We start from the raw sequence: 12,524 nt of genomic DNA, 5'->3' as shown, positions 1-12,524 counted from the left end.
CTTTCTCGCAAAGAGAAAGCGCCGTTTTCTTATGCATTCACTTTAAACCCTCCACCGCTGCCGTTCGAACGAACCCGGTCCACAGTCCCGGCGTTGCGGCATGCGTCCAGCTTCAGATCGTTGCTGTACTGGTACAGGTTGGCTTCATCGAGCGTACGTCCGCGGCTCCATGCATACGTCAACCATATATACGTCACGTCGTCGACCCGGTCCCGGATGTACGTCACCGCGTCGTACGTGCCGTAAATGCCGAGCGGCCAGCTCGCGCCGCCGTTGTCTTGCGCATACTGCCGCATGCGCTGCTGGACGCCTTCGAAATACCGCTCCACATTCGCCAGACGCGAATCTTGCGCCCTCACTTCGAAGTCGACGGCAAAATAAATCGGCGTGCCGGTCGGTTGACCGACGTCCGTTGCCCGTTGAATCGCCCTGCTGCAATCGCTGACCCCGCGCTCATACGTAAAATAGCCGGGGTTATTCGCCGCATCCTGATAAACCGTCACGATCCAAAGGCCGCGCGAAGAAATGAGCTGCGCTTCGCTGCGGGTCAAGTTTTTCCAATCGGAATTGCTGTAATATCTGCCGATAAACGTGATGCCGTTGCTGCGCAAACAGTCGAGCGGCGCCGCCGTCGTAAAAGGGGCCGCGCGGTCGATGCCTTCCGCCATGATGGATCCCTCCCGCAAGTATCGAATCGAACTGCTACATTCATCCTATGCGCGCAAGGGACAATCGAGCTGAGAAGAACGCCCGTCTTCGCGGTCGGCAGGTACCCGTTACTTCATGGGCGCCAACGTTTCGGCGATGGCTTCAATTTCTTGCGGCGAGACGGATTTTGCCGAGCTTAGCGCCAAATACGTATCGCCGAGCTTCAAGTAGAGCGTAGGCTGCCCGGCGACGGTGACCCATTTGCCCGTGCCGATGTTGAGCTTGACCTCCCGTTCCGATTCGGGCTTGTCCGCCGGTTTGATTTCTTGAGCCGATTCGACAATTTGCATCTTCAAAAAGACAAGCGCGAACGCCTTCTCCATTCCCTGCACCTGGCTCAGTCTATCGTCGGGAGCGCCCTGCTGCGGCAAATAGACGGTTTTGACGCCGAGCTTATTTGCGGTTTCGCGAATAAACTTTTTCTCTTCTTCCAGATAGGAGAGCGGCGTTAATTTAACCGGCTCATTCGGCTGTGCAGCCGTTCCGCCGGGGGCCGTACCGGTCCCGCCCTGGCCGGCTGGAGGCGTTTGACCAGCCGATCCGGGCTGCTGCTCCCCGCCGGTCGCCGGAGCCGGTGCGGTTTGAGCGTTATCCTCCGGCTTCTTTTCGCTTTTCTGGCATGCGGCGAGCAGTGTACCCGCAGTGAGCAGCGCCGCCGCGGCGAGCGCCGCTCTCCGCACCATCTTATTTGTTAGTCGATTCGTCATTGTGTGACACCTCCGCGAATGTGTACGTTCACGTCAAGCTGAATGCTTGCTTTAGCGAACGCCGATCTCCACCGATCCGCCGTCCAAAATCCGGGGTACTGCGAACGCATCGCTTCTCCCCAATTCAACGGATCGATCTCCAGCCTCTGCAGCTGCTCAATCAGCGCTTTCGCCTGCATGTACATCGACCGCTCGTAAGCGGATGCCTCGGCAGCAGTAACGGCGTCCGAAGCGTCAATGCCGTTCACATGCAGGGCGATGCGCAGGCGAGGCCGCTGCAAATCGCCGTTAGCGGCTACGCTTGTCCGGCAGGACACCGACGATACGGACAAGCCCCCGTTCCCGGCTTGCGGCTGTAACGCAGCTTGCGCCGCCCCCGCTCCGAGCGGCTCCTGAAGCGAGCTTCCTCCGCGCAAGCAGACCAGCAGCCGGCTTTGCTGCGGCGGGAGAATGGCGACAAGCTGTTGTTTTTTAAACAGCATCGCTTTCACTGAAACAAGGGGATTTCTTCCAATTTCATTTCCGTCCGTGCCAGTCCCCGTACCGGAAGGATCCAACGCAAAGAAGGGAAGCGCGAGATCGGATTCGTATTCCGGCTTCGCTTCGTACAGCGAGCTGCGAACGACCGCTTGCGGCTCCAGAGCCATTCGACCGAGCGAACCTGCGTCCGGGCGGCGGACGAAAGCTTCCGCCGTCCCTCCGACAACGGCGACGGCCGGCCTGCTGCCTTGTCGAATCCCCATGCGGCGGAACTCGGCCAGCCAAGACGCCGGAATCCCGTGACGGCGCACCCAGGCCTCGCCGATGACCACCACCTGCGGCGGATCTTTCTGCTTCCATCGCATCGCCCCCTCGGCCAGCGAAACGAACGACCGCGCCTCGACATTCGTCACTGCGTTCGCCTGCAGGCCGCTCCCCGCTTGCCCGGGAACCGCTTGCCGCGTGGTCATGCGAATACCGGCGGGGTCTTCGTCCACTCCCGCTAACGTTACGGCAGTGCCGGCGGCTTCCTGCAGCCGGTATGCGGCGTCCTCCGTCCCCCCGCAGCCCGCGCACCCCCATATCAGCAGCAGCGCCGCCGGCAGCAGCAGTCGTCCCGGACGACTGCTCATCCTCCCATCCATCCGGCCGTCCTCCTTCGTCTACATAAACTAGGTATTCCCGATCGTATTATCGGTCGAATACCTACTATTTCCTAGTTTCAGCCTTTTTATGCAGCAATCCCCATCCGCCGAAGGAACGCCGGACGTTCATGAGAAGCTTGGGCCCGGGACAAGGACCTCAAAGAAAATAAAACCAGCTAATGTTTGTCAAGCACTTCCGTCTAGGTGTATAAAAGAATTTTTGTTATACTGCTTATAGTAATGACAAATAAACCTCCATTGGCGTGGAAGTTTATGGGATTTAATGGTTATGTTCGATAGGGTTCGCCTCGGGTAAGAATGGCATAGACGTGATGGAGAAGCTTGTTGGCGCAAGCAATCACGGCCACCTTGTAGGGCTTGCCCTCTTTCTTTTTCTTGTCATAATAGGCCTTAATCCGTTCATTTATTCCTTTGCGTAAACCGCATTGCACCGCTACGTATACTGCCCGACGTAAACGTTTCGAACCTCGCTTGGTGATTTTACTGCTCGAAGCCGTGAACTTTCCCGAACTGAAAACACTGGGGTCGAGTCCTGCGTAAGCAACAAGCTGTTTGGCATGTCCAAACTGTGTAGCATCCCCTATCTCCGCGATCAGCGCAGCAGCCAACTTATCTCCAACACCCGGGATGGTTTTAAGAATGGCTACTTCCGGTATAACTGCGACCGTTTACTCAATCCGCTGCTCCAAACGATACAGTTGCTCTTGGAATGTGAGCAGCAAGCCTAACATACTTTGCAAAGCTATTGTTTGTGCCCGACTCTGTCCTTTGCTTGGAGTGATGCTCTGAAGATGGGTCGCCTTCTTCCTGATCCATGCCTGACCGTGTGACTTGCGTGCTGTTTCCCGGATGGTATCTTCTGTGATAACCACGCCCCCCAAATATTGCTGCAAAATGCGCAGTGCTGTTTTTGAATATACAGTTCATAAAACACACCCTCGTAGGCAGGAAAAACTTGATCAAGCAACGCCCGCATATTCAGCTTGGCTTGCACATACATCGATGTTACGAACTCATGCTGTCTTGTGAGGTGCTGAAGCTCCAGGAGCTGCTCGTCACATTTACGATGAGGCTTAACATCTCCAGGTAGTACATCTCTGCTAAGTACAAGGCATCCGTGGCATCTGTTTTTACTTTTCGCAGCTGAGTGCCTTTGGCTCGCTTGGACTGCAGCGGATTGATGACCCTGTGGCAAAACCCACTTCGTTCCATGTAGGCCACGATCCCTCGATGGTAATGCCCCGTTGCTTCTAGTACCACTACCGGTTCTTTTCCCGTTTTCTGACGCAGATATCGAGCCATTCTCCAAACTGCTCAAATCCTTCTTCCGTATGGGCGATGCACTTCGATTTCCCAACCGCTTCATTTCGTCCGGTGAATGCTTGCGCCATGCTCGTTCCTTTAGACACATCTAAGCCTACAACCGGTTCCATTTCACCATTCCTTTACGCGTATTTGCCGGCATTCCCCCGATAGCTCCAACGCCATAGCTTCGCTTGTGATACGAGATCTGTGTCTCTACCAGCTCAAACATGGTTATTGGGTGGCAGTGGGAGAACAGTTTTTGTTCCGGGGTTACTCCCCTAAAAGCCCCTCATTCTCCCGCCTACCGCCATCTTATACCGAACATAAAAAAAGGCCAGCCAGATTTTTCTGGTTAACCTGATAATACGAAAAGCTCCTGTGGTCATTCGATAATAAAGTTGATTAAAAACACGATGATAAAATCAGAAAATTCCGCCTTTCCAATGGCGGGATTAAAAATAAAAGTTGTTTAAAAATGGGTTTTGATTTATCTAACCTTTCCGTTTGCCGGCTTCACCATCGTTTCATCTAGATCTGTTGATCAACTTTACACACCGATCATTCAGAAATCATGCTCGTTTGGGTTTCGTTCGATTTAACGTCAAAAGCCATCCCGAAGGATGGCTTTATCGTTAGGTTTCTGTACAAGTTAGATGCCGCAAGGGCGCTGTTGTTGTTCCTCATATTTCCTAACTCACTATACAAGAGTTATTCTATCTTGTCAACTATCAATTGCCCGGCAGATGCAGCTTCCTTAAAAGCTACAGCAACTTCATGAATAGCTTTCGAATTAGAGAAAAAGAGGGGGTAAACTTTCTTGTCAATAAGATCAAGCTGTTCGCTTGTAAGATTATACTCTTTATCTTCAGCTTTTCTAGGCTTCGTAATGCGTAATTTGCTTATTGCTCTAATTTGAGTCGGGATACCAAACACAAGTTTATTATTAATGCTGGGAATTTGGCCAAGGTAAACATCGTCAATATGTACATCTGCTTCGCTTTGTCCTTCTTCTAGTGAACCGAGTGGGATAACTAGCACTGTCGGACTCGACCACTTGTTATCATCAAGTATTGCGCCCCAGTGTGGGCCGCCATGTTCAGAACCTACATTGAAACCGAAGTTAATATGTACGATTTCTCCGCGCTTATAGTTCTTTAATTTTTTTGGTTTAAAACCGACTTCCCATTCTAAGTATTCATTTTGCTTTGCAAGCCATCGTATGAAGGTTCGTCCTCGATGAGTGTCCATGTTCTCAATAACTTTTTTCAAATCGATTAAATGTTGTTCTGCCATTAGCATGAGTCCGGAGTCGTCTTTAACTTTGGGCATGAATCTAACTTCCCGCCTTCCAAATATTAGTATAACCATCATACCATAATATGTTATTCTCTAACGACAGATTGATAGTAACTTCATTGTCCATAAAACTTTCATGTTTGGGTGGCAGCTTTTACTTGCGATACAGAACCTGTCAGCTCCTCCGAAAACTTTATACTTACTGAAATAACTTAAAAAAACACGCCGCTGACGGTTCGGTTTCCGTCCCGGCGTGCTTCCAGCGCGTTTACCTGCCTGTTCAATTGTGCCCGAAAAATACGACGCCGTCCTGCTCTTCAACGCCAGCCCGCTCCGTTTCCCGCAAATAAATCAGATGCGCGATCGTTTCCGATAGCGCGAACCGCAGCTGGTGCAAGCTGAGCGCTTCGCCGAACGTCGCCCGGCATACCGCATAAGCCGTTGCCGGCTCCGTCAAGCAAGCCTGCATCGCCTCCAGGCGCTCGGCGTGATGCGCGATCAGCTCGGTTGCCCGCGCAGCCAGCCGTCCGAACGGCTCGCGATGCCCCGGATACGCAAGCCGAACCTCAAAGCGGCTAATCGTGCGCAAGCTTTCCAAATAACTGGCGAGCGGGTTCTCGTCGATGCCGCCCGGCAAGTAGCTGACGTTCGGCGAAATTTGCGGCAGCACATGATCGCCGCAAAACATTTCTTTCGTCTCCGCCTGATAAAAGCAAAGGTGCCCGGCGGCATGCCCCGGCGTGAGTATCGACGTGTAAGTCCGCTCGCCTAGCCGAATCTCCTCGCCCCCGGACAACACGGTCACCTCGGGCTGTGGCGACACAGCCGGCATGAAGCCGTCCATATGCTCGCGCATCGGCGCCTCGAGCTCGGCCGGCAGCCCATGCCGCCGAAACAGCGCAAGCAGCCGCTCCGTCATCGGCGCGCCCTCGCCCCAAAGCAGGCGCACCTGCTCCAAGCCCGGTTGCGACAGGAACACCTGCGCGTTCGTGCGCTCCTGGAACCAGCCGGCGAGCCCGTAATGGTCCGGATGGTGATGCGTCAGCACGATGCGGTCGATGTGCCGAAAAGATACGCCCAGCTCCGCAAGCGCCGAGGTCCAGACCTCTTCGGCGGCCGTCGTTCGAAGGCCCGGATCGATCAAGGTCCAGCCTGAGGGGCCGGGCAGCAAATAAGCGTTCACCCAGCGCAAAGGAAACGGGAGCGGAACTTTCACCTGCACGACGTCGCCGTGCTTCGTCAAGACGGCCGGTTGGCCCGGAACCGGAACGCGGCTACTCATCGCCTTCACCCCTCCTGCCTACAAAGATCATCCGTTTTGCCGATTCCGACTCGTAAGGCGAGGCGTCGTAACCGCCATATACGGCGTCGACTTTCAATCCCGCACGGCACAACAGATCCAGGAACGTGTCGAGGTCGATCAGCTTCACCCGTTCCTCGTAGACGCGCGCCTCGTCTGATGTCTGGGCGTTTTCTTCCACCAGCCTGATCGTCTTGCATACGTAACCGTTCTCGATTCGGCGCGTTTCTTCGATGCGCAGCCCGTCTTCCGTCCGCACGGAATGCGGCACCAAATGGGCCCTCACGTATTCCGGGTTGAGGAAATCGACGATAAACCGTCCGCCGGGACGAAGCAGCCTCCAAATTTCCTTCAACACGCGCTCATGTTCGGCATCGTTGTCGAAATAACCGAACGACGTGAACAAGTTCACGACCGCGTCGAAGGGGCCTTCGAGCGGAACTTGCCGCATATCGCCGTGGACCCAGCGCACTTCGCCCTTCTTGTCCAGCTTGCGGGCTTCCCCTAGCAGCACTTCCGACAAATCGACGCCTGTGACCTTGAAACCGAAACCGGTCAAGGCCATCGAATGACGACCCATACCGCAACATAAATCGAGCACTTCCGATCCTTCCGGCAGCTCCAGCCATTCCATCATGCGCCGGACTTCCTCGTAAGCCCCTTTCATATCGCGGTGTTTGTATACGATTAAATAGTCGTCTCCGAAACTTTTTTTGTACCATTCCGACATAGGACTCTTCTACTCCTTCTTCGCTTACACAGACTACGCCCTATTTTACCAGAATCGTGTTTGTAAAAGCTATGGTTAACCGGAAGGGCCTGTAGTATAATGATTTTCTGTAAAACAGGTCTCCAACCCATGGAGGAATATACGTGAACCGTACACGAATCGAACAAATGATCAACGGGCGGAAATCGAAAGAAATTTATGAGCATATCCGCAAGCACGGCGTCGTCTCGAAAATCGAGCTGTTGGAAAAAAGCGGCCTGACCGGCAGCACGTTGACCCGTACGCTGGAAGAACTGACGAACCAAGGGTTTATTGCCGAAGCCGGCTTCGGCGAGTCGACCGGCGGGCGCAGGCCAATCTTGTATACGATTAATTCCGATTATGCCTATGTGTTCGGACTGGATATATCCCGCATCTACTCCAAGCTGATGCTCTTCGACATGCAAATGAACCGGCTCGAAGCGAAACGCTGGGTCATGACCGAACAGACGACGCCGCAGGTACTTCTGGAAGAAATTGCGGCGGAAGCGGAAGCGATGCTGCTTAAGCGCGGTCTGACCGGGGACCGGGTGCTCGGCATGGGGATCGGCGCGGTCGGACCGCTCGACCGGGAATCCGGCGTTCTGCTGGACCCGCTTCACTTCCCGGCCCCCGGCTGGACCCAAGTGCACGTGACCGAGTTTCTGGAGCAGCGGCTCGGCTTCCCCGTCATGCTGGACAACGGAGCGAACACCGCGCTCATCGGGGAATCATGGTCCGACCGCGGACGCGACTACCGCCACTTGCTCTACGTGCATGTCGGGGTCGGATTGCGCTCGGCAATGATGACCGGCGGGCATGTCGTCTACGGCGCCGTCGACATGGAGGGCTCGATCGGTCAGATGATCATCCAGACGGACGGTCCCCGGCTCTGGGGGCAAGGAAACTACGGCGCGCTGGAATCTTATGTTTCCATCCCCGCGCTCGAACAGCAGGCGCGCTCACGCCTGAAGCAAGGACGCGACAGCGCGCTGCAGCGAATGGAACGGGACCCCGATCTCATTCACTTCGCCCACCTGCAGCAGGCGCTGCAGGAGAACGATCCGCTAACGGTAGAGCTGTTTACCCAGGCAGCGACTTATTTCGGCATCGGCCTGTCCAATTTGCTGAACATTTTGCACCCGGAGAAGGTTATTCTGGGAGGCGCGGTCATTGGCAGCCACCCCGGATTTTTCCACATCGCGACACGCGCAGCGATTCAGCGCACCTATTATTATCCGAAATATCAAGTCGTCTTCAGCCAAGGCTCGCTCGGCGATGACGCGCTTGCCGCCGGAGCCGCCCTGATGGTCATCAACCGGCTGAGCGTTGTATAGGCAGGCGGCCCGAGCCTTTTACCTAAAGGCCCGCCACAGAGCGGCGGCGCTGCCCCGGCTCTTATCCACAAAATGCGACCGATCCGCGCGTTTCATAAACCAAAAAGCTCTGCCCCTCGCGTTCGAGGAGCAGAGCTCATAACGTTCATGCCCGGATGCAGACGCACAGGCTGCATCCATATGCGGCACTATGCCGTTGCTTCGTCTTCCGATGACGGTTCGCCGTACAGCTCTTGGAACAGTTGAACCAATCGTCCGTGCTTGCGAAGCGATTTCTCGTGAATCAAATTCAGCTTGCCGTTATCGAGCAGACCGAATCGTTCGATCAAAAGTTCGTTCTCCTGCGTCCAATCGAAGCCTTCGAAGATGCGCAGACATGTCGTCCAATTTTTCGTATATTGACCGTCTGTGAATAAGTACCGGTGTGCAAACAAGGCGATGCTCTCCTGCATGGCGCGCGCCGACGAGCTGTATTGCGGCAAGCCCGGCTGCTCCGGCATAAGCGGAAGCAGCGTACTGTAGAACTGATGCAAAATTTCGATATACAGGGTCGGATCTTTTTTGATTTTGCGCGCCAGCTCGTAAGACGGCTGCATTTTGCCGGTAAACAGCATCGTCGCCGTCGAGTACAGCCAGCTGAACGACGTAAAGTTTTTGTTGTACGCCGTTAAGTTCGCCCGACGCTCCACCCCGGCCCCCTTCAGGAACATGTTGTGCTCGAGGACCTGCTGAATGACGAGGTTGAGCGGGTCGATCGAATCGAACGAATGACCGAGCTCCTTGCTTACGAGCTGCACCTTCGAGTTGATGTCGCCGAACAGCTGCTTCTCCTCTTCTTCACTCAGTCCGATGTAAATTTGCACCGCCAGCTCGCTCTCCATCAATTCCAGTCTGCGGCGTTCCAGCTGCTCGATCTGACCTTCCAGCAGTTCCAGCTCGGTCGCGGCTTCCGTGTCCTCCGGATTTCTGCGAACCTTGACCTTCAGACCGGACAATTTGCGTTCCAGCCGTCGAGACTCTTTCAGCATTTGCTCATTCACGTAACCGAGCGCCAAAATCCGGTGCTGACCGTCGAGAATGCTCAGCTTCGAACCCGGCCGCAAGCTTAATCCTTCTTCCGTCTTGGCTAAACTGGCCACATCGCGCAGCGACAGCGTCACCGGTCCGAAGAAGACGCGATCGAGCTCCCGCTCCTGCAAGTAATTGGCGATTTTCCGACGCTGGCCCCCGCTCAGCTTACGCTGCACCATCGGGTCGATCGTCGTGTAATTTAACAGATCCTGAACCTGGATCGGAACCGTCGCGAGACCGAAACGGTCGCAAAACGGATGAATTGTCATTTTCAAACGCAAGCCGTCCATTAACCGACATCCTCCTTAGCTTCCTTCTCGTCCTCCATCTCATCTGCCATGTCCGATTCGCGAATCAGGAACAAGTGGTGCTCCTCATAAAAACCTTTCACGTATTGGAAAGCTTTCATAATGCGCGAACGTCTAGGCAGCCGGTCTTTCTCGTCTCCGGAATAAATCGCGTTCCAATCCAAGTGCGGCAAAATGTGAAGCGCATAATCAAGCGCATATTTGTTAAACGTGCCGCTTTTCGTCGCTTCCCCGTGGAAGAACATCGCCAGTGCGATCTGCAGGTTCTCCGACCAGCACAGCTCGCCCTTCTCCGGCTCCGGCAAGTGTCGCAGCATGCCTTCGAAATAATGCTCCGCCACTTTCATCTGGCTTTCGATTTCATGATCCTCAAAGTAGTAGCCATTGCCCCGCGAAGCCGATTTCAGCCTGCCCTCGAACAATCCGATCAAGATTTCGATCAGCAAATGGTACGAGAACAAAAACTCCGGTCCCTTGCCCCGCTCCGTGAACATATCCACCGGAATACGCTTCATGATCGGCGATTCCTCCACCAGACGCGTGGCGAGGACGTGGTAGAAACGGCGCTGTTCGCGAAGCACAGCCAGATTGCCCCCGATTTTACGCGGAAGCTTGTTGATGTCGGAGAACAGCTGACGCTCCTGTCTGGCGTTGATGTCCAAATAAATCATCGTCGACATCGGGAAGGTGTACAGTTTGCTAAGCTTCTTGCCGATTTCTTCCATCCGGTCGTACTCCCGGCGGTCTTTGGCGCGCGCCATCGCGCTTTGCAGCGTTTCCATCAAACGGCGGAAAGCGGCCAACCGGTGCTGCCCATCCACGACATAGAGCTTCTCGATCGCTTGCAGGCGGTATACACCGGATGCCGGATCATATTCCCCGGCTCCTCGGGCAGACAGGATGATCCCCGGAAAATAAATGCCTTGGCCGTGGTCCAGATACAACATGATATAGTCCATCATCCGGGATAAATTAAGCGGAACGATGGAGCGCTGTACTTCGAGATCCACTTCGTAAATCGCGAACAGCTTGCTCATCGGCAGCGTAGTGGACAACGTCGTTTGACCGAACGTTCGGGAGAGCGTTCCCGGAATTTCGATGAACGACGACGTTTTTTGTACAGCCAACAATTCAGATAAAGATGAGATTTGATCCAAAGCTAAATTCCTCCTTTGCGGGCTCGTTATTAAGAAGCCGTCATGCCTTTCGAATCAAAATGGCAAAAATAGGTTGATATGACTCCATTATACACGTTTTAAGACCTAAACATTCAGCTTATCCCCGAATTGATTCGTTTTTTCACGAAAAAAGTGAATCTCTCCCTCTCGTTCCGCTAGAGTACCCCGGTCGATTCACTAGCTTCTTAGACAAAAAAGCGTCGAACGAGCGGCCGAACGCATACATCCAGACAGACAGCGAATTGCAGCTACTCCCATCATAAAATAAAAACTGTGGCCGATTCAAATATTAACGGCTGACTGTGGAAGTGTAATTTTTGTTATTTTCATATTTTCGACAAATCTGTAGAGCGACTCCCCGCGTATATGTTATATATTATTACATATATATGACTTTATAGCGGTCAGGATTTTCGGGGAGGGGTTGGCATGACCATCGGATTTCGCACGATCAAAACGGCGGTTGGCGTCAGCATCGCTATATTGATCGCACAATCGCTGCACTTGTCGTCTTATACGTCGGCCGGGATTTTGGCGCTGCTGTGCATTCAAAAAACAAGAAAACAGTCGTTCACAGCCGTCTGGGAACGGCTCCTCGCCTGCCTCGCAGGAATGGCGATGTCCGGCTTCATGTTTCACTTTTTCGGGCGTCATCCGTTAATTTTCATTCTGCTGTACATGCTGTTCATTCCGGTTTGCGTCAGGTTCAAAATTCAAGGCGGCATCGCCAGCAGCTCCGTCATCATCATGCACATCTATATGAACGGCGCGCTTAACACGTCCTTCGTGCTCAATGAGTTGGCCATCATCGCAATCGGGCTCGGCGTGGCGCTTATCGTCAATTTGTATATGCCGGGCATTGATAAACAAATTTCACAATACAAAGAAGAGATTCATGCCAACATGTCCGCCATCCTCGGCCAATTCGCTAAATATTTAGTCGAAGGTTACGGGCTGTGGGACGGCAAAGAGCTGCTCACGCTCGCCAAGCTGCTCGATAAAGGCAAAAATTTGGCCATTCTCGAAGTGGAAAACAACATGATGCGGAAGGATAATCCGTTTCTGTACTACTTCGAACAAAAGCAGCGGCAGTATCAAATACTCGAACGCATGCTGACGCTCGTCTCGATGCTGGACACCACCCTCGAGCAAGGCGTGCGCATCGGACGCTTGATCGACGAGCTCGGACGTGACCTTCAAGCGGGGCAAGACCTCGCCTCGTACCATGAGAAGCTGAGAGCGATCCGCGAATACCACAAGCAGCTGCCTCTCCCGGTCACGCGCGCCGAGTTCGAGAACCGGGCAAACTTGTTCTCCTTAGCGAATGAGCTGGAGAAGTTCATTGAAACCATGTAATTCGCGCTCACAAAAGCCTTCTGCTTTGCACAGTCCGGACGGGATGCGCGAAGAGAAGGCTATTT

At 53.8% G+C, this 12,524-nt stretch carries 10 protein-coding genes and 1 pseudogene; 2 read left to right on the top strand and 9 right to left on the bottom strand.

Annotated elements, in window-relative coordinates; translation table 11 throughout:
* Positions 1-29: 29 nt before the first annotated feature.
* From ACZ439_RS19680 to ACZ439_RS19650, 7 genes and pseudogenes are all read right to left on the bottom strand, one after another.
* On the bottom strand, positions 30-668 hold the full coding sequence (locus tag ACZ439_RS19680; protein WP_054800178.1) for a DUF1906 domain-containing protein: 639 nt from the start codon (positions 666-668) through the stop codon (positions 30-32).
* A 108-nt stretch (positions 669-776) separates the two neighbouring features.
* Positions 777-1,415, bottom strand: a complete 639-nt coding sequence (locus ACZ439_RS19675) for a hypothetical protein (protein ID WP_127607753.1) — start codon at positions 1,413-1,415, stop codon at positions 777-779.
* A complete protein-coding gene (locus ACZ439_RS19670) occupies positions 1,412-2,539 on the bottom strand; it encodes a Ger(x)C family spore germination C-terminal domain-containing protein (RefSeq protein ID WP_127607751.1) in 1,128 nt (375 codons plus the stop codon). The genes ACZ439_RS19675 and ACZ439_RS19670 overlap by 4 nt, the downstream gene beginning before the upstream one ends.
* A gap of 287 nt (positions 2,540-2,826) precedes the next feature.
* Positions 2,827-3,993: pseudogene (locus ACZ439_RS19665) on the bottom strand (IS110 family RNA-guided transposase).
* A gap of 580 nt (positions 3,994-4,573) precedes the next feature.
* Positions 4,574-5,194 carry a type II toxin-antitoxin system PemK/MazF family toxin gene (locus ACZ439_RS19660; RefSeq protein ID WP_464620066.1) on the bottom strand — a complete coding sequence of 207 codons (621 nt, stop codon included), beginning with the start codon at positions 5,192-5,194 and terminating at the stop codon, positions 4,574-4,576.
* 247 nt (positions 5,195-5,441) lie between these two features.
* Positions 5,442-6,443, bottom strand: coding sequence for an MBL fold metallo-hydrolase (locus tag ACZ439_RS19655; protein ID WP_054796914.1), 1,002 nt, complete (start codon positions 6,441-6,443; stop codon positions 5,442-5,444).
* Positions 6,436-7,191, bottom strand: a complete 756-nt coding sequence (locus ACZ439_RS19650) for a class I SAM-dependent methyltransferase (protein WP_127607747.1) — start codon at positions 7,189-7,191, stop codon at positions 6,436-6,438. The genes ACZ439_RS19655 and ACZ439_RS19650 overlap by 8 nt, the downstream gene beginning before the upstream one ends.
* Before the next feature lie 167 nt (positions 7,192-7,358).
* On the opposite strand from ACZ439_RS19650, the gene ACZ439_RS19645 reads away from it, so the two are divergent.
* Positions 7,359-8,546, top strand: a complete 1,188-nt coding sequence (locus ACZ439_RS19645) for an ROK family transcriptional regulator (RefSeq protein WP_155613917.1) — start codon at positions 7,359-7,361, stop codon at positions 8,544-8,546.
* Positions 8,547-8,734: 188 nt separating this feature from the next.
* On the opposite strand, the gene ACZ439_RS19640 is transcribed toward ACZ439_RS19645, so the two are convergent.
* Positions 8,735-9,907 carry a DNA sulfur modification protein DndB gene (locus ACZ439_RS19640; protein ID WP_127607745.1) on the bottom strand — a complete coding sequence of 391 codons (1,173 nt, stop codon included), beginning with the start codon at positions 9,905-9,907 and terminating at the stop codon, positions 8,735-8,737.
* The gene (locus ACZ439_RS19635; protein ID WP_141335083.1) at positions 9,907-11,082 is read right to left on the bottom strand and encodes a DGQHR domain-containing protein; all 1,176 of its coding nucleotides are present in this window, start codon (positions 11,080-11,082) and stop codon (positions 9,907-9,909) included. The genes ACZ439_RS19640 and ACZ439_RS19635 overlap by 1 nt, the downstream gene beginning before the upstream one ends.
* A 450-nt stretch (positions 11,083-11,532) precedes the next feature.
* Here ACZ439_RS19635 and ACZ439_RS19630 point away from each other — a divergent pair, with 450 nt between their 5' ends.
* Positions 11,533-12,459, top strand: a complete 927-nt coding sequence (locus ACZ439_RS19630) for an aromatic acid exporter family protein (protein WP_127607742.1) — start codon at positions 11,533-11,535, stop codon at positions 12,457-12,459.
* Positions 12,460-12,524 lie beyond the last annotated feature (65 nt).

The organism is Paenibacillus sp. JCM 9796 (assembly GCF_055379675.1).
This window is presented reverse-complemented; position numbering and strand designations above follow the sequence as displayed.

What these genes read in the sequence shown, in the direction of transcription:
- ACZ439_RS19680 (WP_054800178.1), bottom strand. Translation starts at nt 668, where the DNA reads ATGGCGGAAGGCATCGACCGCGCGGCCCCTTTTACGACGGCGGCGCCG.
- ACZ439_RS19675 (WP_127607753.1), bottom strand. Translation starts at nt 1,415, where the DNA reads ATGACGAATCGACTAACAAATAAGATGGTGCGGAGAGCGGCGCTCGCC.
- ACZ439_RS19670 (WP_127607751.1), bottom strand. Translation starts at nt 2,539, where the DNA reads ATGGATGGGAGGATGAGCAGTCGTCCGGGACGACTGCTGCTGCCGGCG.
- ACZ439_RS19660 (WP_464620066.1), bottom strand. Translation starts at nt 5,194, where the DNA reads ATGCCCAAAGTTAAAGACGACTCCGGACTCATGCTAATGGCAGAACAA.
- ACZ439_RS19655 (WP_054796914.1), bottom strand. Translation starts at nt 6,443, where the DNA reads ATGAGTAGCCGCGTTCCGGTTCCGGGCCAACCGGCCGTCTTGACGAAG.
- ACZ439_RS19650 (WP_127607747.1), bottom strand. Translation starts at nt 7,191, where the DNA reads ATGTCGGAATGGTACAAAAAAAGTTTCGGAGACGACTATTTAATCGTA.
- ACZ439_RS19645 (WP_155613917.1), top strand. Translation starts at nt 7,359, where the DNA reads ATGATCAACGGGCGGAAATCGAAAGAAATTTATGAGCATATCCGCAAG.
- ACZ439_RS19640 (WP_127607745.1), bottom strand. Translation starts at nt 9,907, where the DNA reads ATGGACGGCTTGCGTTTGAAAATGACAATTCATCCGTTTTGCGACCGT.
- ACZ439_RS19630 (WP_127607742.1), top strand. Translation starts at nt 11,533, where the DNA reads ATGACCATCGGATTTCGCACGATCAAAACGGCGGTTGGCGTCAGCATC.